The sequence below is a fragment of the Paracoccus binzhouensis genome (genome assembly GCF_016446475.1).
GTDB lineage: Bacteria > Pseudomonadota > Alphaproteobacteria > Rhodobacterales > Rhodobacteraceae > Paracoccus > Paracoccus binzhouensis.
The window spans coordinates 25,392-43,408 of sequence record NZ_JAEHFP010000054.1 but is presented as its reverse complement, the minus strand read 5'-3'; the positions used below and the strand labels follow the sequence as shown (position 1 = coordinate 43,408).

General features: G+C 63.4%; 20 protein-coding genes and 2 pseudogenes. 7 read left to right on the top strand and 15 right to left on the bottom strand.

Annotated elements, in window-relative coordinates; all coding sequences use genetic code 11:
- Positions 1 to 85: 85 nt before the first annotated feature.
- Together I9P22_RS24580 and I9P22_RS13395 are read right to left on the bottom strand one after the other, a co-directional pair.
- Positions 86 to 523 (bottom strand): annotated as a pseudogene (locus I9P22_RS24580) (lytic transglycosylase domain-containing protein); the annotation flags it as partial.
- Entirely contained in the window at positions 480 to 806 is a 327-nt protein-coding gene (locus tag I9P22_RS13395) for a hypothetical protein (RefSeq protein WP_136340110.1), read from the bottom strand. The gene I9P22_RS13395 and the pseudogene I9P22_RS24580, both read right to left, overlap by 44 nt.
- Positions 807 to 984: 178 nt before the next feature.
- Between I9P22_RS13395 and I9P22_RS13390 the strand changes: the two genes are divergently transcribed.
- Positions 985 to 1,269 (top strand): hypothetical protein, encoded by a 285-nt coding sequence (locus I9P22_RS13390; protein WP_408635186.1) that lies wholly within the window; start codon positions 985 to 987, stop codon positions 1,267 to 1,269.
- A 72-nt stretch (positions 1,270 to 1,341) separates the two neighbouring features.
- On the opposite strand, the gene I9P22_RS13385 is transcribed toward I9P22_RS13390, so the two are convergent.
- Positions 1,342 to 2,598 (bottom strand): type II toxin-antitoxin system HipA family toxin, encoded by a 1,257-nt coding sequence (locus I9P22_RS13385; protein WP_199259976.1) that lies wholly within the window; start codon positions 2,596 to 2,598, stop codon positions 1,342 to 1,344.
- A 3-nt stretch (positions 2,599 to 2,601) separates the two neighbouring features.
- Entirely contained in the window at positions 2,602 to 3,042 is a 441-nt protein-coding gene (locus I9P22_RS13380; protein ID WP_233253380.1) for a helix-turn-helix domain-containing protein, read from the bottom strand.
- A gap of 111 nt (positions 3,043 to 3,153) precedes the next feature.
- Here I9P22_RS13380 and I9P22_RS13375 point away from each other — a divergent pair, with 111 nt between their 5' ends.
- The 3 genes and pseudogenes from I9P22_RS13375 to I9P22_RS13365 all read left to right on the top strand — a co-directional run.
- Positions 3,154 to 3,810 carry a hypothetical protein gene (locus I9P22_RS13375; RefSeq protein WP_233253379.1) on the top strand — a complete coding sequence of 219 codons (657 nt, stop codon included), beginning with the start codon at positions 3,154 to 3,156 and terminating at the stop codon, positions 3,808 to 3,810.
- Between the two features lie 236 nt (positions 3,811 to 4,046).
- On the top strand, positions 4,047 to 4,889 hold the full coding sequence (locus tag I9P22_RS13370; protein WP_136340107.1) for a hypothetical protein: 843 nt from the start codon (positions 4,047 to 4,049) through the stop codon (positions 4,887 to 4,889).
- A gap of 282 nt (positions 4,890 to 5,171) precedes the next feature.
- Positions 5,172 to 5,684 (top strand): annotated as a pseudogene (locus I9P22_RS13365) (mercury(II) reductase); the annotation flags it as partial.
- 81 nt (positions 5,685 to 5,765) lie between these two features.
- Here I9P22_RS13365 and I9P22_RS13360 read toward each other — a convergent pair.
- From I9P22_RS13360 to I9P22_RS13315, 10 genes are all read right to left on the bottom strand, one after another.
- The gene (locus I9P22_RS13360) at positions 5,766 to 6,215 is read right to left on the bottom strand and encodes a DUF411 domain-containing protein (protein ID WP_199259982.1); all 450 of its coding nucleotides are present in this window, start codon (positions 6,213 to 6,215) and stop codon (positions 5,766 to 5,768) included.
- A gap of 68 nt (positions 6,216 to 6,283) precedes the next feature.
- Positions 6,284 to 6,478: a heavy-metal-associated domain-containing protein gene (locus tag I9P22_RS13355; protein WP_199259975.1), complete on the bottom strand. Its 195-nt coding sequence runs from the start codon at positions 6,476 to 6,478 to the stop codon at positions 6,284 to 6,286.
- A 19-nt stretch (positions 6,479 to 6,497) separates the two neighbouring features.
- Complete coding sequence (locus I9P22_RS13350) at positions 6,498 to 7,433, bottom strand: DMT family transporter (RefSeq protein ID WP_199259974.1); 936 nt, start codon at positions 7,431 to 7,433, stop codon at positions 6,498 to 6,500.
- Positions 7,433 to 8,356: a cation diffusion facilitator family transporter gene (locus I9P22_RS13345; RefSeq protein ID WP_199259973.1), complete on the bottom strand. Its 924-nt coding sequence runs from the start codon at positions 8,354 to 8,356 to the stop codon at positions 7,433 to 7,435. Before I9P22_RS13345 ends, I9P22_RS13350 begins: the two co-directional genes overlap by 1 nt.
- 16 nt (positions 8,357 to 8,372) lie before the next feature.
- Positions 8,373 to 10,706, bottom strand: coding sequence for a heavy metal translocating P-type ATPase (locus tag I9P22_RS13340; RefSeq protein WP_199259972.1), 2,334 nt, complete (start codon positions 10,704 to 10,706; stop codon positions 8,373 to 8,375).
- A 28-nt stretch (positions 10,707 to 10,734) separates the two neighbouring features.
- Positions 10,735 to 10,875, bottom strand: coding sequence for a hypothetical protein (locus tag I9P22_RS13335; protein ID WP_199259983.1), 141 nt, complete (start codon positions 10,873 to 10,875; stop codon positions 10,735 to 10,737).
- Positions 10,872 to 11,603, bottom strand: a complete 732-nt coding sequence (locus tag I9P22_RS13330) for a TVP38/TMEM64 family protein (RefSeq protein WP_456299612.1) — start codon at positions 11,601 to 11,603, stop codon at positions 10,872 to 10,874. Before I9P22_RS13330 ends, I9P22_RS13335 begins: the two co-directional genes overlap by 4 nt.
- A gap of 1 nt (position 11,604) precedes the next feature.
- On the bottom strand, positions 11,605 to 12,078 hold the full coding sequence (locus I9P22_RS13325) for a rhodanese-like domain-containing protein (RefSeq protein ID WP_199259971.1): 474 nt from the start codon (positions 12,076 to 12,078) through the stop codon (positions 11,605 to 11,607).
- Positions 12,079 to 12,090: 12 nt separating this feature from the next.
- Complete coding sequence (locus tag I9P22_RS13320; RefSeq protein WP_199259970.1) at positions 12,091 to 12,477, bottom strand: DUF302 domain-containing protein; 387 nt, start codon at positions 12,475 to 12,477, stop codon at positions 12,091 to 12,093.
- Between the two features lie 75 nt (positions 12,478 to 12,552).
- Positions 12,553 to 13,185 carry an EF-hand domain-containing protein gene (locus tag I9P22_RS13315; protein WP_233253378.1) on the bottom strand — a complete coding sequence of 211 codons (633 nt, stop codon included), beginning with the start codon at positions 13,183 to 13,185 and terminating at the stop codon, positions 12,553 to 12,555.
- Positions 13,186 to 13,354: 169 nt separating this feature from the next.
- Between I9P22_RS13315 and I9P22_RS13310 the strand changes: the two genes are divergently transcribed.
- From I9P22_RS13310 to I9P22_RS13300, 3 genes are read left to right on the top strand one after another with little or no spacing between them, the layout of a single operon-like run.
- Positions 13,355 to 14,077 (top strand): response regulator, encoded by a 723-nt coding sequence (locus I9P22_RS13310; protein ID WP_199259969.1) that lies wholly within the window; start codon positions 13,355 to 13,357, stop codon positions 14,075 to 14,077.
- Entirely contained in the window at positions 14,074 to 15,492 is a 1,419-nt protein-coding gene (locus I9P22_RS13305) for an ATP-binding protein (RefSeq protein ID WP_199259968.1), read from the top strand. The genes I9P22_RS13310 and I9P22_RS13305 overlap by 4 nt, the downstream gene beginning before the upstream one ends.
- A 4-nt stretch (positions 15,493 to 15,496) precedes the next feature.
- Positions 15,497 to 15,817, top strand: a complete 321-nt coding sequence (locus I9P22_RS13300; RefSeq protein WP_233253377.1) for an SHOCT domain-containing protein — start codon at positions 15,497 to 15,499, stop codon at positions 15,815 to 15,817.
- 104 nt (positions 15,818 to 15,921) lie between these two features.
- Here I9P22_RS13300 and I9P22_RS13295 read toward each other — a convergent pair whose 3' ends face one another.
- Positions 15,922 to 17,976, bottom strand: a complete 2,055-nt coding sequence (locus I9P22_RS13295; protein WP_332909031.1) for a protein-disulfide reductase DsbD family protein — start codon at positions 17,974 to 17,976, stop codon at positions 15,922 to 15,924.
- Positions 17,977 to 18,017 lie beyond the last annotated feature (41 nt).

The following is an 18,017-nucleotide window of genomic DNA, read 5'->3' as shown; positions in this document are numbered from 1 at the left end:
ATTAAAGGCAAAATCTCATATTTAAGGGCAAAGCACAGCCGTTGATTTCGTTGGATTTTTCATCCCACAATTAAGGGCTACGCGACAGCTGGCCAAGGCCTATGGCACCGACAGGGCTACGTGCAGCCGGATTGTATGCGCTTTCGACTTCGATATTGGCCCGGTAAAGGAGCGCCCAATCAGTGACTGAAAGCCCTGCGCGACGCAGCGCACCATGCCCGGCATACCGCAGAGCCGTGGTCTCGATCGCATGGAGGATTTCTGGGGTGGCGCGGGCGGCGGATCGAGCCGGGATCGCTGTCTCGCTCGTTGCGTCAGGACCGCGAGGTTCTGCGAAGAGAAAAAGGCGCCCGTTTGCCTCTTGAGAAGAGGAAATCAATTGGCCGTCTGGGCCAACCGAAAAGATGAAACCGTCGGCCAGGGCCGGGGGCGCGGAACAAACGCCTGTACCCAAAGCAACGACGAGCGCAGTCGCGCGGTCAGCTGCCTTTGACCGGAGGCGCGGCGTGGCGTTCGCGGCCACCTTCTTCAAGTGGGATGTTAGCGGTCGTACAGCCCATGTCGGCCAGGAAACTGACAAGGCCAACGATGGTTTTGAAGTCGCGGAGCTTGAGGACGCTTCGGCTGGTGACGAGCATCTTGTCGTCACGCCCATCAGAGGCGACGGCGCGGATGACCCACGAGCCGTACCAGCTGTTATGGCGCTTCTCCGCTCTCTCCTTGCAGACCACCTCAATGAGGTAGCCCTCGGCGAGCAAGCCGCGCAGTCCGTCTTCGGTGACCACATTCGGTGCTTCTTCTATCATGACCTCCCCAGGGCCCTCCTCATCATGAGTATCGGCCCGCGGGGACATTTCCACACGGGCGATACAAGACAACATAATTGACTTCAAGACGATTTATTTGAGTTGACGAACCGTCTTTGGCTGCAATAGGTAGCTACCGCACGAAACCATAAATTTGAAGTGGCAAAGGAGTTTTGCCATGCGCATGTTTTGTGCATTTCGATACGGTTTGCTTGGTCTTGTTGTGCCTCTCGCGTCGATTGGCCAAATCGCCAATGCATGTACCGCGCCGGAACGGCCTTTCCTGCCTGAGCGGTCCGAAGACATTCGAGAATATGCCGATCTGCTCCGTTCTGATTTCGAGGGCTACATTGCCGACATACAAGAATACTTCCGCTGCTTGGACGCCGAGCGCCAACGCGCCTTTCACGAGGCACAGGAGGTTAGCCGGGACTACGGAAGGCTGGTCGAGATATTGGAATGACTCTTCGTCGTCTCCATGTTGGAGACTTTGAAAGCAGACACTATATGAATTTAATGTCCGCATAAGCGGACGTTAAAGCGTCAAAGCCTTCTCCAGATCGTCGTGCTCGAAAGCACTTTCAAGATAGTCGAGCTCGCGTGCCGGAGCCCCGACCTGATGCGCAACTTCGCGCCACGTCGCTGTCGCTTTTGCCACTTCAGAGACGATCTCCCGGGCGTGTTGGGTGCGGAGGCCGAATTCAGGTGCCACGGCCAACACCAGGTCAATGTCACAGGTCCCGTCGTCGAAATCGATCCGTGTCTGCAGGACACGCGGTTTTTCCAACTGGGACGTCGGGTTGATGTCGAACGCCGGCGACAGCCGCCATCCAGCTGGCCCATCCCATAGAAACCCGTGATTGCGCATATGGTCATCCGTATTCGACACCAGAACAGTGAAGACAAGGCGGCGATAGAGTTCTTCGCGATCCCTGGCAGCCTGGCTGCCAGTCCTTGTGATCGCGTCTACGATCTCGAGATAGCTGCCAGATACGCCATCCCGGTTCTGGGTCATGGTCATGGCTGACATATACGGGATGCGTTCGCCAGCTGCGCGTCGGTCAAACCGGGCGCTCAGATAGACCGGCTGGTCACCGATGTTTGCCAGAAAGTGATCAGCCATGGCAAGGCCGGCCCGATCTGCCAATCGCGCGGCGACTTCCTCCCAGCGTTCCTTGCTGTAATCGTCGTCAGCCTTGGGAAACTTGGCAATCGAGAGCTTGCCCTGCACATCATAGACCGAGCATTTTGGGCGTGCACCGCCAAGCGATGCTCCGGGCGCAAAAAGGAGATCGAGGTCCTCGTCTCGTTCCTCGCCAGCTTCGAAACGCCCGACTGCGTCGAGAAGGCGCTGGAGCGCGATGTACCCCGGAACGCCATCTTGGATGGGCGCGGCATAGTCGGCATCGCCCCGCCATCGCAGCCGCAAGGCTCCGATGCGGCTGACATCGGAGACACCCATAAGATAATCTGTCTCGAACAAGGTCCGAACCGGACGTTCCTCCCGCGCAGCGCGGCGCCGTTCCCGACGCCGCATCAAGGCACGACCCCAGTTGTCTGGGGCACTGTCGCCAAGGGCTGGAAACATTTCTCCGTTGCCTGATGGCACAAACGGCCCGGGCGAGAGAGGCACGCCCTGATCAATAGCAAACCGCTCTGGCCGGTTCAGCCAATCGTCCGAGTATTCGAAAACGACGGTTTCGCGCGCCCGGGATGGCACGCAACGCATGGTCCCGACAGGCACCATCGCACCATCGAGCTCGATGTCGATTTCGACGACCCGTTCTGCCATGGCCTAGCTGCTCTCCTTGGAGCCAGGCTTCTTGCGCGCAAGAACCGCGCGTTTCGGCAAGCGCTCAAGAGCTGCATGTGCACCTTGGGGATCGTTCCTGGCATCAGCGAGATCTGCAAGTCCATCCATCAGGTTCAATGCTTGCAGCACAGCAGCATAGATGCCGATGGACACGCCAGCATCACCTTTTTCGATCTTGTGGTAGGTTGAGCGCGCAATACCCGCCCGCTCGGCGACAACAGACGCCGGCAAGCCGCGGCGCAAACGTGCGTCACGGATATCGGACCCGAGCTTGCGGATCGCCCGCTTGGCTGCGGGGGGCGGAAGGTATGACGCAGGCAATGCTTCTATCCTCGGTCTTATTGCGGCCTTTATGTATGCATAAGTAGACATAAAGCAAGTGATTGAGTCTCGCTGACTGGCTTCTCCGAGCAATTGCCGCATCCAAAACGTAGATCCTGGGCCTTCGAGCCGGATATCCCAATCAAAGAAATCTGATTGCTGTCAATCATGTTGTATTGTATTCGCGCGAATAGTTTTGTGGGGAGTCGATACATGAGACGCCATATCGTGCGGCTGGCGATGGCCGCGACATTGACGCTTTCGGGCCAAGTTCCTCTTGCGACGCCCGCAAGTGCCTACCAAGTGGATTGCGCCATCCTGCTCTGTCTTGCTGGTGGCTGGCCAGCATCGGCACCTTGTGCCCATGCTCGAGCCGTATTCATACGCCGGATCACCCCTTGGCCCATCGAGCCGCCGCTCCAGATATGGCGCTGCCCTATGGGGGTGGCGTTCTCTCCTTTGGAAAGCCCCGGCCCGGCCGAGCGCCTGTTCGACACCGCATTCCAAGCCACCCTGCCCCGGCAGTCCTTCCCGGACGACGGACAGGTGATCAAGGTTCAAACCACAGATGGCGCCGACATCGACATCTCAGGCGACGCCTTTGATTTCGTGCGCAGCATTCGCGTCTATCACATCCAGTACCGCCAGCACGAGAACCGTGATGGTGACTGCAATCGCAGCGACTCCACGCGATTGGGGTCCTACGGTGTGCAAGGCGATTACCGATGGACAAGATCCAACGTGGGCCAAGTGCCGGCTGCATCTGACCTGAGCATTCCGAATGGATGCGGCAGCTACTTCTACCGCTCCGTCTTCGTCGACTGGCGTGATCACGCCGGGAACTATGGTTCTGAAGAAGTTCGCTACTGACAAAATCTGCACGCGGTTTTGCCGCGCGCGTCCTCACAACCCCGCACGGACGGCTGTGCAAAACGCCCAAAAAGGAGACGACGCCAGACCGTGAAGCCTGACGCCGTGCTAGAAAACTCCGTGAACAAGAGTTTCCTAGCGCACCGCTAAAACACCTGCAACCAGCAAAGTTGTTTTGCTGGCAAGAATGTTGTTGTCTCACGACATGGCGTCGGATCTCCAAGGAGACCTCGACCATGGAACCTACGACCGGCCTGATCCTGCGACGGATCACGCAGACAAATCTCTCTGTTGCAGCGCACAAGCTTGCCACCCTCATCCTCGACGCCATCGCCTGGAAGGATGGCTACAACGGTTTGTCGCGCGGAACGGCAGCCTTCACCCTCTCGGCCCTGGCGGAGAAGATGGGTGTCTCACGGCAGTATCTTACGGTTCTTCTGAACGAACTTGAGGCTTCGGAGTTGCAGCTCGAGCGGGCGAAGCCGAATGGCAAGTTCGCGCCCTGGATCTTTCGGTTTTCCGCCTTCGACGAGGAGAGTGAAACCCATGATCTCGTGTCAGGTGAAGGCGACACATCACTATCTAGAGATAATAATAACAAAACTATCTTCTCAGGGCTGATCGAAATCACCGCGAGTTCGAACGTTTTCCAGACCAGTTGGGCAGAGCTCATCAAAGCAGCGAAGGCCACGTTGCCTTGCTGGAACATCGACACCCAGGTCATTTGGGATCGCTTCCTCGCCTTCAACCGGTCCCGAGGCAACGGCAGGGTGCCGGCCGGCTTCCTGCTTGGCTTCATGCGTCGATGGCGAAATTCTTCGGGAACTCCAACTCGACCCGCGGTCAAGCCGCCCGCGAGACCAATAACGGACCCTAAAGAGCGCGAATTGCTGAAACAGATGCAAGCCGCGCCGACTGCGAACCGCCAGTTCCATGCGTCCGACCTGTGTCGTTTGATCGGGCACGCTGCCTACGAAGCGCGGGTACTCGATGTAGTCCGCAAGTTTGGGTGCCAGAGGTTTTCAGCGACGTTGGCAGTGCACGGACGGGCGGTTCTGGCAGGGGAAATTTCCAGGTAAGTTCGCTTGCCAAGCTTTGGAGCCGGGAAAACCCCGCGGAGAACGTCAAGATCCGATAGTGAAGTTTATGTTAATTTTAATATTTACAGGATTCATGACCAGAACATAGTGCCGTTATCACTGCGATGCTGTTGTCACCGAGGCAAACATCTTCGCAGGCTTGCCAAAGGAAGACTTCTTGTCCGCCCTCTGTCGCGAATCGGTGTGGCGCCGGGTCGTAGGCTCTGGAGATCGAGCGAGGACGGAATAACCCAGGCCGGGGTTGTCGTAACGGAGCTGCAGACCACGAAGCCCGGGATCTTTGCCGCGGGTGATGTCAGGGACCGCGACCAGTTCGTCTACATGGCCGCCTATGGCGCCAAGCTCGCAGCCCGCAACGCCGTGCTGGGCGGGGCGGAGCGTTACGACAACGCCGCGATGCCCTGGGTCGTGTTCACCGATCCGCAGGTGGCGTGCGTCGGGCCGACCGAGGCGCAGGCGCGTGATGCCGGATATGACGTCAAGACCAGCGTGCTGACCCTCGACAACGTGCCCCGCGCGCTCGCCGCGCGCGACACGCGCGGACTGATAAAGCTCGTCGCGGACCGGGCGACCGACCGTCTGCTTGGCGGTGTGATCATTGCGCCGGAGGGGGCGGACAGCGTCCAGACGCTCGCCATGGCGCTCAAGGCCGGCATGACGACAAAGGCACTCGGCGAGACGATCGTTCCCTATCTTACCACGGTCGAGGCGCTGAAGCTCGCCGCGCAAACCTTCGACAAGGATGTCGCGAAGCTGTCGTGTTGCGCGGGGTGAAGCAGTGCTGTACCAGCGTCCACTTCACAGAGGGCGTAGAATACTCTGAGATGAGTCATCTGTCACCTCAACCGTCTCCGTTCAGGAATGTCGCTCGAAGATCTCGGTAGAGCCGTCTTGCAGCAGCAACAGTGTGTCGAAAGCATCACGCTGGTTGCCCATCTCCATTCCCGGAGAGCCGATTGGCATGCCGGGAACCGTCAGGCCGAGCGCGCCGGGCCGCTCGGCCAGCAGTCGCTCGACATCGCCGGCGGGCACGTGACCTTCGACGACGTAGCCGTCAACGAGCGCCGTATGGCAGGAAGAAAGCTCCGGCGTGATCCCGGACTGCGCCTTGAACGCATAAAGGGCGTCCTGGTCGACATTCCGTGCGTCCACGACGAAGCCGGCGCGCTCCATATGCTCGATCCACGCCGAGCAGCATCCACAGGTCGGCGACTTGTAGACTTCAAGGCGCGCCGTCTGCGCACTGGCCCGGCCGGCCAATCCGGTTGCTGCGGCGCTCGCAACGAGAAAAGCGCGTCTGTTCATTCGTGTGTCCATTCCCAAATCCTTTTCGGTTTTCGCGGCCGCATGACCCATGGTCGTTTATCAGGTCGTCAGGCCGGAGTGGCGGGATAGCCGGCCTCCTTCAGGGCGGCCTGAAGCGTGGCGGCATCCTGCGCGGACATGATCGTGACGGTCTTCGAAGTCAGATCGCTATCGACTCTCGCGTCCGGATCGATCACCCTGAGAGCCGTGTCTATGGCTGCGACGCAGTGACCGCAACTCATGTCGGGCACGTGGAACTTCATCTCGATTTATCCCTCCATTTCAGGCACCAAATGCATTCATTTGCTCGCATTGGCAAGGGTGGACGGCGGCGGTTTCCTTGCCGCGGCTCATCTCGCGCGTCAGCCAGAAACCGGACAGGAGCAACAATCCTCCACCGAAGATCATGCCCTGCGCTGGAACTTCGCCAAAGACAAGGTATCCCAGAGTCGCCGCCACGATCGGCGAGACGATGATATCGACCAGCGAATAGATGTTCGCCGAGATCTTCTTGAGCACCAGCGAAATCCCGAAATAGGCGAACCCCGTCGAGACGACGCCGAGGCAGACCGCCCACAGCATGACCGGAAGCGAAACGCCCAGGGCGGGATAGGCAACGAGTTTGCCGACTTCGCCCGGCCCGGCGAGACCCAGCGCCGGCGACAGCAGGACCGCTCCGACCGCCATTGACCAGAAGATATCATTTCCCGCCTCCTCGCGTCCCTCATGGCGCATGTATGTGACCATGGCGGCATAGATCGCGCCGGTGCTGAGCGCGACAAGGTTGCCGAACCAGTCGCCGCCCGCCAGCGGTTTGGCCAGCACGATGCCCACCAGCGCCAGCCCGAAGATCAGCACGTAGCTTTTCTTCGCGGGCTCGCCGAGGAACACCGCCGAGAAGATGAACACGAAAAAGGGAGCCACGCTCCAGAACACCACAGCGTTGGCGATCGGCACGAGCGTCATCGCATAATTGAAGACGCTGATCTGAGCGGCGATGAGCACCCCGATGATGACCGTGTCCTTCACGTTGCCGCGCGGAAAGCGCAGAGGGCGGCCGGTCGCGTGCGGGATGGCCAGTGCGAGGAACGCGGCGGCAAAGCTCAGCGCGTAGAAGTTCAGCGTCTGGATCGGGATCGCATCCCCGGTCAGCTTGACGAAGACGCCGATCGTGGCTTCGGAGACGGTGATCAGGGCGAGAAGGAGTACAACCGGCATCAACCCGCCCCGGTCTGGTCGTTTCGCGTGATATCGATCGTCTCGGTGCCGCTTTCATCGAGACAACGGTCCTCGACCTGCAAGGTAACGAAGAAGAAGCCGAAGCGGTCGCGCAGCATGCCGTGCGCGGCCTTGAGCACGTCCTGTGGGTCGGTGCCCTCCCGCACGCGCAGGTGACCGGAGAATACGTGCTTCCCGCTGGTGAGTGCCCAGGCGTGAACGTGGTGCGCGTCGGCAACGCCGTCGAGGGCTTCGAGCATCCGCGTGATCTCCGGCAGGCTGACCCCGCCCGGCGTGCCCTCCATCAGCAGGTGCATGGAGTCGCGCAGGATCCCCCAGCTTGCCCAGAGCAGCACAAAGCCGAACGCCATGCCGAGGATCGGGTCGATGAGCAGGAAGCCCGTGAACTTGATCACCAATGCGGTCACGATGATCAGCAGGCTGCCGACGAAGGTCTGGATGATGTGCCAAAGCGCCCCCTTCACGTTGAGGTCGCTCTGGCTCTGCTTCCAGATGAGCCCCAGCGATATGAACTCGGTCACCAGCCCGCCGGCAGCGGCCAGCAGCATGGGGCCCGTGGGCAGGTCGATCGGGTCCGACAGGCGCATGGCCGCCATAACGATCACCACCAGCGCCATGCCGAGCAGGAAGCCGCCGTTGACCAGCGCACCGATGATTTCGGCGCGATACCAGCCGAAACTGCGATCCGCATCGGCGGGACGCCGGGCCAGACGCGCGGCGACGATGGCCACCAGGACGCCGCCAACGGCGGAGAAGGTGTGGAACGCGTCCGAAATCACCGCGATCGACCCTGTCCAGAGGCCGATGCCCATCTCGATGACGAAGTAGACTCCCGTCAGCCAGGCGGAGATCGCCATGCCGCGCCCGCTCGATGGCATATGCCCGTGATGCCCGTTGGCCATGACTATCTCCTTTCGATCAGAGCTTTACGCCCCGCAGCCGCAGCGCGTTCGAGATGACGGAAACCGAGGACAGGCTCATCGCCGCCGCCGCGATCATCGGGGACAGGAGCAGGCCGACGACCGGATAGAGGATGCCCGCCGCGATCGGCACGCCTGCCGCGTTGTAGGCGAAGGCGAAGAACAGGTTCTGGCGGATGTTGCGCAGCGTTGCCTTCGCGAGTTTCCGCGCCCGCACCAGCCCCACCAGATCGCCGCGCATCAGCGTGATGCCCGCGCTCTCCACGGCGACGTCGGCGCCCGTGCTCATGGCGATGCCCACGTCCGCCGCCGCCAGCGCCGGGGCGTCGTTCACACCGTCGCCGGCCATCGCCACCGACGCGCCCTTCGCGCGCAATTCCTCGACCAGCTTCTGCTTGTCCTCGGGCAGAACGCCGGCGCGCACCTCGTCGATGCCCAGTTGACGCGCGACAGCCTCGGCCGTTCGCTGGTTGTCGCCGGTGGCCATGATGATCGTCAGACCGAGCGCGTGCAGATCGCGGATCGCCCCTTCGGTGCTTTGCTTGATCGGATCGGCCACGGCGACGATCCCCGCGAGCGCCCCATCGACGGCAACGAACATCGCCGTCTTGCCATCCGTGCGGAGCGTGTCGGCCCGCGCCTCGGCTTCGCCGGTCTCGAGCCCGAGATCCCGCATCATCGCCGGATTGCCGAGCGCCACGTTGCGTCCGTCGACGGTGCCGCGCACGCCCTTGCCGGTGACCGCTTCGAAATCGGCCGCGCTGCCGGGCGACAGACCGCGATCCCGCGCGCCCGCGACGATCGCCTCGGCCAGCGGATGTTCCGAGCCACGTTCCAAAGCGGCGGCGAGGCCCAACACCTCCGCCTCGTCGCCCTGCAGCGCCACGACTTCCGTCAGCGTCGGCTTGCCCTCGGTCAGCGTGCCGGTCTTGTCCACGATCACCGTGTCCACACGCGCCATCCGTTCCAGCGCCTCGGCGTCCTTGATCAGCACGCCCGCTTGTGCGCCGCGCCCCGCGGCCGTGGTGATCGAGATCGGCGTCGCGAGGCCGAGGGCACAGGGACAGGCGATGATCAGGACGGAGACGGCCGAGGCGATGGCGAATGCCAGCACCGGCTCGGGACCGAAGGCAAGCCAGGCGAAGAACGCCGCGATGGCCACCGCGACGACCGTCGGTACGAAGATGGCCGAGACCCGGTCCGCCAGCCCTTGGATCGGCGCGCGCGAGCGTCGGGCACCGGCCACCATGTCCACGATCTGCGCCAGCACCGTGTCGGCGCCAACTTGCGTCGCCCGGATCGCGAGCGAACCGTTCTTGTTGATCGTGCCGCCCGTGACACGGTCGCCTTCTGCCTTTTCGACGGGCACGGGCTCGCCGGTGATCATGCTTTCGTCAACGGACGTGTGGCCCTCGACCACTTCGCCATCGACCGGCATGCTGTCGCCGGGGCGCACCCGCAGCAAGTCGCCCTCCACGATGTTCTCGAGCGGTGCATCATATTCGCTTCCGTCGGGAAGAATTCGCCGCGCGGTCTTGGGCGCGAGGTCCATCAGCGCCCGGATCGCGTCGCCGGTGCGTTCCCGTGCGCGCAACTCGAGCACCTGGCCGACGAAGATCAGCGCGATGATGACGACGGCGGCCTCGAAATACGTGCCGACGCCTTCGCCCATCCGATACTGCTCCGGGAACAACCCCGGCGCGAAGGTGGCGACCAGCGAATACGCATAGGCCGCGCCGACCCCGAGCGAGATCAGCGTCCACATGTTCGGGGACAGGCTCCGGAAGGAGTCGACGCCGCGCCGGAAGAACGGAAGCGCTGCCCAGAGGACAATGGGCGTGGCGAGGACGAATTCGATGTAAACCGCCAGCTGGTGGCCCAGCCAGTCGCGAACCGGCAGGCCGACCAGCTCGCCCATCGTCAGGATCACGAGGGGCACGGCCGCGGTCGCGCTGATCCACATCCGGCGGGTGAAGTCGGTCAGTTCCTCGCTGGGCTCGTCCGAGGGCACCATCGGCTCCAGCGCCATGCCGCAGATCGGACAGCTTCCGGGTTCGTCGCGGATAATCTCGGGGTGCATCGGGCAGGTGTATTGCGTGCCGGGCTGGGCTTTCTGCGATGTCTTCTGCGCGTTTCCCGACGCGTAGAAATAAGGATCCACACCGAATTTCGTCTCGCAGCCTTCCGAGCAGAACCAGTAGGTCTCGCCGCCATACTCGCGCGACCGCGCGTCCTCGCGCATCTCGACCTGCATGCCGCAGACGGGATCCGTCGCGGTTTTCGCGCCGGAGGCCGGAGCGTGGTGGCGGTGGTGATGGTCGTGGTCGGACATCGGTTATCCCTTTTTTTGCATATACCTCTCACGTAGGGCTTCCAGTAATGGGAAGGTCAAGGTGCGATGCGCCGATCCTCTCATTTCCACCGGCGCCGATCATCACGCCCGTTCCCATCGCCACGGCGTCGGGCAGGCTGAGGCTGTTCTTCTTGTAATCCGAACTCATGATCGACCGGCCTCCGTGGTGTCTTTCGCCCGATCGTCTTTTCTCGAGGTTGCGCCACGGCGAAGCGCAACCAGCAAAAGGGGAAGGCCCGTCATGAGGCCCAGTCCGAGGGCGATCCATTCCGCGCTGCCGAAGGCGCCGTCCATCGCAGCGCTGCCAAAATGCGCGAGCACGAAACTCGCGGGCAGGATGCCGGCCATCGTGGCCAGGGCGAAGCGCCAGAAGTGAAGGCGACTGAGCCCCGCGGCATAGCTCATCGCGTCGAACGAGACGAAGGGCAGAAGGCGGCTGGCGAAAACCGTGAGAGTCAGCGCGTTCTGCGAGCCCAACAGGCCGTAATCGGCTTTTTCGCCCAGAAGGCGCTCGACCGGACCACGCCCCAGCCCGCGGGCTATGAGGAAGGCCGCAAGTGCGCCGAGCTCGGATCCTAATGCCACATAGAGAGTGCCGGCGTAGTGACCATAAGCGGCCCCCGAAGCCAGCGCGACCGGCGCGCTTGGAATGGGGCTGGCAACGACCGCGACCGTCATGAGGAAGACAACCGCGAGTGGACCCAGAGATCCGGCGCGCGCGACCCACGTCTCGACCGTCACCCGGTCCAGGTCGAACGACCACCATCCTGCAGCCCAGCCTACGAGGCCCAGCCCAAGGAGAGCACCGACGACAAGGGCGGCACCCTTGCCGAGGAACAGGTAGTTATTTCTCTTTGAGGCGCTCTCTTCGGGCACGTCAGGCAAGGTCCTCCGGCATCGAGGCAAGCGCTGCGTCCAGCGGAACCACGGGCAGACCGGCAGCAAGCCAGCCGGGACCCCGGCGAGAACCCAGCATTCCCTCGGAGATATCCACGTAGCCCTCGTAATGAGCCTGCCGGAGCGCACGGAGCAGGGACGCCGAACGCCCCCCGGTCGCGCAGATCAGGCCGACGTCTCGGGATCCGGCCAGCGCCTTCGCCGCAAAGAGGCGATCCGGAAATCGGTCCTCGTGCATGCTGATCGGCCAGACCCCGGCCCCGACGCCGGTTTCCAGCCACTCCTCGCGCGACCTCACATCGACGACGCGCGCGCTGTCTGCCAGAAGGGCGTCATAGGCCTCGTCCGCCGACCAGATTGTCCGGGCCTGTGCGGTCAGAGGAGACGTGATGAGGGTGACAGGCGCTGCCGCCAGCCCAAGAATGAAGAGGCGCCGACCGTGTGCCGTTGTCATCGGTTGTCTCCTTCAGGCTGCATCCACAGCGCGCACGAGCATGTCGCGGACCTGACCGGCGACCGCGTGCAGTTCGGAGTTGTCCACGGCCGACATGGAGGCAACCGGGTCGATGGCGCTCACCTCGGTGCCGCCCTCGACGCTGCGCAGGATCACGTTGCAGGGCAGCATCGCGCCGATCCGCGGCTCCAGCCCGATGGCCTGCCAGGCCATGTTCGGATTGCAGGCGCCAAGGATCTTGTAGCCCGCCATGTCCTTGTCGATCTTCTTCTTCATCGTGGCCTGCACGTCGATCTCGGTCAGAACGCCGAAACCGGCGTCTGCCAGCGCCGCGCGCACCCGCGCATCTGCTTCGTCCATTCCGGTTTCCGCCATCAAGCGGTTATGCGTATATGCCATTCTGTCTCTCCTTTCATGGGATTGGCCCGGCGCCGCAAGATGCGGGGCCGGGCAATGGGTGACGGCACACCAGGCTCAGTTGTCGTCCATCATGCCGCCGTTGCCCTGCATGCCGCCGGCATCCATCATCCCGCCCTTCGGTCCGCGCATCGTCCCGGGCATCATGCCGTCGCGCATGGTCTGCATGCGCTCCACCACGTCGGCGGGTTTCACAATCTCTGCCACCGTCACCGCACCATCTCCATCGTCGTCGAGGAATTGGAAGCGGTCCACCATCGTTTCGCGAATAAGCGCACTGTGGAGCGTCTCGAATTCGGCGAGTGACAGGGCTTCGTCGCCATCGGCGTCATATTCCGCCAGCAGGGCCTGCAACCCTTCGTGCGCCTCCTGCGATGTGACCGTGCCATCGCCATCCGTGTCGAACTGCTCCATGGCCATACCAATGAACGGCGCGCCGCCGCCCATCATCCCCATGCCCGACATGGGGCCGCCGGACCCCATCATGGCCACGCTGCCCATGGACCCGCTGCCCCCCATCTGCGAGTGCATTCGCATCATCATCTGCATCATGTCATGATTACCGTCGCCCGGACCCTGCGGTCCCGGAGCGGCCCGACCACCATTCGCGTGATCGCCTGCGGCCAGGGCGGCACCGCCCATAGCCATCAAAATGGCGGTTGCCGCCGCGAGTTTCTCTCTGGTTTTCATGTCTGTATCCTTTCTCGTGTGAAACCCTGACTGACATGGGAACACAATAAGGACGACCAAGGCCGCGTCATTGCCGATCTTGTATCCGTTCGTCGCAACGAGGGTGCCTGATACAAAGCGTTACAATCGCGGTGCTGACCTTGTGTCGCCACCCTGCCAAATGAGAAGGATGAATAGCTTGCCGCATATCCTGGTCGTCGACGATCACCGCCAGATACGGGACTCGGTCACGCGATTCCTGGAACGCAATGGCATGCGGGCGACAGCGGCCAAGGATGCCCGGGACATGGACGAGAAGCTCGGGAAGGGTCATTTCGACCTTATGGTGCTCGACGTCATGATGCCGGGCGAGGACGGGCTTTCGATCTGCAAGCGCCTGTCGGCCGAGAAACGGCTTCCCATCATCATGCTCACGGCCCTCGGGCAGGACCAGGACCGTATCGTGGGCCTGGAGATCGGCGCAGACGACTACCTGCCGAAACCGTTCAACCCGCGCGAGCTGTTGGCACGGATCAAGGCGGTCCTGCGCCGCGCGCCCGAGGAGAGACGCGAGGCCGGGCCGCTTTCGGGGCGCATCCTGCGGTTCGGCGGACTGACGCTCGATACCGACGCGCACATGCTGACCGACCGGGACGGCAATCGCGTGCAACTGACGACGGCGGATTTCCGGCTGTTGACGGTCCTTCTGGCGCGTCCGCGCACGGTTCTGAGCCGCGAGCAGCTTCTCGATCTTACGGCGGGACGCGCGGCGGGACCGCTCGACCGTACGATCGACAACCAGATCAGTCGACTGCGACGCAAGATCGAGATGGACCCGTTGCGCCCGACGCTCATCACCACCATCCGAAGCCAGGGATACAGTCTGAACACGGATGTCGAGGTGGTCGCATGACCCGGCTGCGCATAGGCAGCCTGCGTTCGCAGCTCGTGATCCTCATCCTCGGGGCATTGGCCATCGCGCAGGCGGTAAGCCTGTGGCTCTTCACGGACGAGCGCAGCCTGGCCGTCCGCGCCGCCCTTGGCTTCGAGGCAGCAGGACGCGCCGCCAATGTCGTTCGCCTGCTGGAAGACGCGCCGCCCGATCTGTCCGCGTCTATCGTGCGGGCGGCAAATTCACCACTCGTTCGGTTCGACCTTGCGCCTGCCCCAAGCGTGACCACGCCCGATCACCATCATGCCGCTTATATCGAAACGCGCATCCGGGCCTTGCTGGGTGACGGCTTCAGTCGTGATATCCGGGTCAACCTAAGGGAAACCGCAAGCCCCCTTCATCCGATCCCGAACCTGTCCCCGCAGATGGCCGAGATGCATCAGGAAATGATGCGCGGCCGGATGCAGGCGGTCGAGCTGACCCTGTCTATTGCGCTGTCCGGCGGCCAGTGGCTGAACGTCGACACCCGGTTCGAACGCCCGCCATTGCAGTGGCCCCTGTCGTCCTTCCTCGCTTTCGGGCTGACGGCCGCGTTGATCCTCGTCGCGGCATTCTGGTTCGTGATGACCCGTCTGACGGGCCCCCTGCGAGATTTGTCGCGCGCCGCCGAGGACCTGGGGCGCGGCGACGCGCGTGACCCGTTGCCTGTCGCCGGCCCTGATGAGGTGCGCGACCTTACCCGCGCGTTCAATCGCATGCAGGACCGGCTGACGCGCTTTGTCGCGGATCGCACCCGCATTCTCGCCGCGGTCAGCCATGATCTGCGCTCGCCTCTCACGGCAATGCGGTTTGATGCCGAACTCGTCGAGGACGAGAAGACCCGCGAGAGCCTGATCGCTTCCATCGACGAGTTGCAGGCCATGGCCGAGGCCACGCTCGATTTCGCCCAGGGGCTGGCGGGGCGGGAAACCTCGGAGGTCGTCGACCTGCCCGACTGGCTCGAAACACAGGCAGACGACAAGGCCACGCCGTTCGAATTGTCCGGTGGCCCCCCGATGACGCTGCGTATACGCCCCCTTGCCCTGCGCAGGGCCGTTCGCAACCTTGTGGAGAACGCCACGCGTTACGGGGGCGGGGCCACGGTCGGCTGGCACCGCGCAGGCGACGATCTGGCAATCGAGATTACCGACTGTGGCCCCGGAATCCCCCAGGATGAACTCGAAGAGGTCTTCGCGCCGTTTCACCGGCTGGAAGCCTCCCGTTCGCTCGAAACAGGGGGGCATGGGCTGGGCCTTGCCATCGCACGGGCGATCGTGCGCGGACACGGCGGTGACATCCGGCTTGAAAACCGTCCCGAAGGCGGTCTGAAGGCATCGATCCTCATCCCGCTGGCAGAGGGCGCAGCCATCAACGACGCGAGACAACGGAAGGAATAATGAAATGAAACGATTGGCAATCTGGGCAATCAGCAGTCTTTCGGCGCCGACACTGGCCGCTGCGGACCCCGTGGAAAACTGGCAGGAAGGATACGGTCACATGATGTGGGGTGGTGGATTCGGCATATTTGGCGGGCTTATGATGATTGTGTTTTGGGGCATCATCATCGCCCTGATCGTAATCGCGGTGAAATGGCTCACCGACAACCAGCGCAGCAGCAACCCCGGGAAGCGCGATGCAATGGAGATCCTGCGCGAACGCTTTGCTTCGGGCGAGATCGACGAGGATGAGTTCGACCGGCGGCGCAAGGTGCTGGAAAAGTGAGCGGCGGTTCTGTGCCAGGCACGCCGCTGCGGGGTAAGGCCGGCGCGAGTGCCACGCCATGAACCTCACCTGCCGCAGCCGGAAACAGGTGCGGCAGCGTGCGTTCAGGGCTGACCGGCGATATCCCGTTCTTCCCCTGCGGCATCGTCGAGCGCCGCCACGACCACGTCCGGGGTCAGCAGTTCCGGCAAGACGACGCCGTCCGGGGTTGCCGGGCCATAGACCGCATTGAACGGAATGCCGTAACGGCCGAAGCTTTCCAGGTAGCGTGAAATCGCCGGGTCGGGCCGGGTCCAATCAGCTTGCATGGGTGTGACGCCCTCTGCGGCAAGCGCCGAGACGACAGGGTCACGGTCGAGCACGAGCGCCTTGTTCGCCTTGCACGTCAGACACCAGTCGGCCGTGACATCCACGAACACAACCTCGCCCCGCGAGACGCGGCGCGCGATCTCTGCCCGGTCGAAGGGCACCCATTCGGTCACCTGAGACGAAAGCGCGCGGGGCGCTGATGTGTCGGCCAGATACGCTGCCCCGAAGAGCATGACCCCCACGAGGGGCAGCGCGAGCCCGGCACGAACTGTGCCCCGGAGCCTCGACAACGACAGCAGCAGAACGACGCCTGCCGTCAGCCCGACGACCGCCAGCATCGTGGTCGTGCCGGCCACTCCGTGTAGCACCCAGACAAGCCAGGCCGCGGTGACGGCCAGAAGGATGCCCAGCACCACGCGCAGCGCGATCATCCACCGCCCCGGCCTTGGCAGGTGGCGGACAAGGCCCGGTCGGGCGGCGACCAGAAGGTAGGGGGCCGCAAGCCCCAGCCCGAGGAAACTGAAGACCAGCGCGATGTCGGTGCCGCGCCCGGCCAGCGCAAAGGCGATGGCCGTCCCGAGAAAGGGCGCGGAACAGGGCGTGGCCAGCACCGCGGCGAAGGCCCCGGTCAGGAAATCGCCCACATGACCCCCGGCGCCCCCGGCCCGCGCAAGCCGGGTTTGCAGACCGGCGGGCGGGGCGATCTCGAAGGCGCCGGCGAGGTTTGCTGCGAAAATGGCCAGGATGCCGATCATGAGCGCAAGGAAGACCGGGTTCTGGAACTGCAACCCCCAGCCCACCGTGACACCCGCCAACCGCAAGGCGAACAGCGCAGCGGCGAGGCCCCACATGAAGGTCATGACCCCCGCGGCCGAAGCGAGAAATCCCCATCGCACGGTCGCGCGCCCGGCGCCTTCGAGCTTCATGGCAGAGGACAGCTTGATCGACAGCACCGGCAGCACGCAGGGCATGACGTTCAGGATCACCCCGCCCAGGAAGGCCGTCAGGGCGATCCAGACCATGCTGGAAAGCGGCGCGGTGGTGCGGGCTTCGGTGTAGGGCGGGGGCGGCGCGGTCGCGACCCTGTCCGGCGTCACACTTACGGCCCAGCCATCGGCTTCGGTCGCGGTGAGCGATAGCGCGGCCGTCGGATCGGCGGGCGGCGAAAGGATGGGCAGGCGCGCCCAGAGCAGGCGGCCATTCTCACCCAGCCTGTTGTCAGGGGTTCCGAGGGAGGCACCTTCGCCCAGTTCCGGGAACACATCCGGCGCCTCGAAGGGCGAGGAGCGCCGCAGCGTCACGGTCAGCGCGGTTGCGTCGGCATCGACATGCGCGGTGGCGGACCGAATGCCACCTGCTTCCGCCCCAACCGGGACGCGACCCGCGTAATCGGCGATGCGCGCCGCGCTGTCCGGGTCGATCGACGTGCCTTGGGGCAGGTCCAGCGACAGGCTGAAATCCTGCGGCACGCAAACATCGGAGCAGGTAAGCAGCGTCACCGAGGCGGAGAGATGGGCAGGCTGGCCCGGCTGTTCCAGCGCGATGCGCAGCGGAAAGACGACCTCGCCGTGATAGCCGTAATTCTCGATGCCGAAGGCGGTGAACCGCTCGGGCGCGGGCCATTGAAATTCGACCTCGGCCACGTTGCGCGACCCGGTCCAGTCGATTTCGGGTGGGAAGCCCACCTCGCCGGGTGTGCGCCAATAGGTTTTCCAGCCCTCGCCAAGCGCCAGCGCCAGCCCCGCCGAAACCGTCCCCGCGCCCGGCGCGATGCCGTTTTCGGCCGTGATGAGCTGCGCGCTGACCGCCGGTGTCGCCGCTCGTTCCGATGTCGCAGCCAGAATTGCCACCGACGAGGCGACAAGAGACAAGACGCTCAATGCGATCGTCG

Excerpts from the sequence above, each read along its gene's own strand:
- I9P22_RS13395 (WP_136340110.1), bottom strand. The coding sequence starts at position 806 with ATGATAGAAGAAGCACCGAATGTGGTCACCGAAGACGGACTGCGCGGC.
- I9P22_RS13390 (WP_408635186.1), top strand. The coding sequence starts at position 985 with ATGCGCATGTTTTGTGCATTTCGATACGGTTTGCTTGGTCTTGTTGTG.
- I9P22_RS13385 (WP_199259976.1), bottom strand. The coding sequence starts at position 2,598 with ATGGCAGAACGGGTCGTCGAAATCGACATCGAGCTCGATGGTGCGATG.
- I9P22_RS13380 (WP_233253380.1), bottom strand. The coding sequence starts at position 3,042 with ATGCGGCAATTGCTCGGAGAAGCCAGTCAGCGAGACTCAATCACTTGC.
- I9P22_RS13375 (WP_233253379.1), top strand. The coding sequence starts at position 3,154 with ATGAGACGCCATATCGTGCGGCTGGCGATGGCCGCGACATTGACGCTT.
- I9P22_RS13370 (WP_136340107.1), top strand. The coding sequence starts at position 4,047 with ATGGAACCTACGACCGGCCTGATCCTGCGACGGATCACGCAGACAAAT.
- I9P22_RS13360 (WP_199259982.1), bottom strand. The coding sequence starts at position 6,215 with ATGAACAGACGCGCTTTTCTCGTTGCGAGCGCCGCAGCAACCGGATTG.
- I9P22_RS13355 (WP_199259975.1), bottom strand. The coding sequence starts at position 6,478 with ATGAAGTTCCACGTGCCCGACATGAGTTGCGGTCACTGCGTCGCAGCC.
- I9P22_RS13350 (WP_199259974.1), bottom strand. The coding sequence starts at position 7,433 with ATGCCGGTTGTACTCCTTCTCGCCCTGATCACCGTCTCCGAAGCCACG.
- I9P22_RS13345 (WP_199259973.1), bottom strand. The coding sequence starts at position 8,356 with ATGGCCAACGGGCATCACGGGCATATGCCATCGAGCGGGCGCGGCATG.
- I9P22_RS13340 (WP_199259972.1), bottom strand. The coding sequence starts at position 10,706 with ATGTCCGACCACGACCATCACCACCGCCACCACGCTCCGGCCTCCGGC.
- I9P22_RS13335 (WP_199259983.1), bottom strand. The coding sequence starts at position 10,875 with ATGAGTTCGGATTACAAGAAGAACAGCCTCAGCCTGCCCGACGCCGTG.
- I9P22_RS13325 (WP_199259971.1), bottom strand. The coding sequence starts at position 12,078 with ATGACAACGGCACACGGTCGGCGCCTCTTCATTCTTGGGCTGGCGGCA.
- I9P22_RS13320 (WP_199259970.1), bottom strand. The coding sequence starts at position 12,477 with ATGGCATATACGCATAACCGCTTGATGGCGGAAACCGGAATGGACGAA.
- I9P22_RS13315 (WP_233253378.1), bottom strand. The coding sequence starts at position 13,185 with ATGAAAACCAGAGAGAAACTCGCGGCGGCAACCGCCATTTTGATGGCT.
- I9P22_RS13310 (WP_199259969.1), top strand. The coding sequence starts at position 13,355 with ATGAATAGCTTGCCGCATATCCTGGTCGTCGACGATCACCGCCAGATA.
- I9P22_RS13305 (WP_199259968.1), top strand. The coding sequence starts at position 14,074 with ATGACCCGGCTGCGCATAGGCAGCCTGCGTTCGCAGCTCGTGATCCTC.
- I9P22_RS13300 (WP_233253377.1), top strand. The coding sequence starts at position 15,497 with ATGAAACGATTGGCAATCTGGGCAATCAGCAGTCTTTCGGCGCCGACA.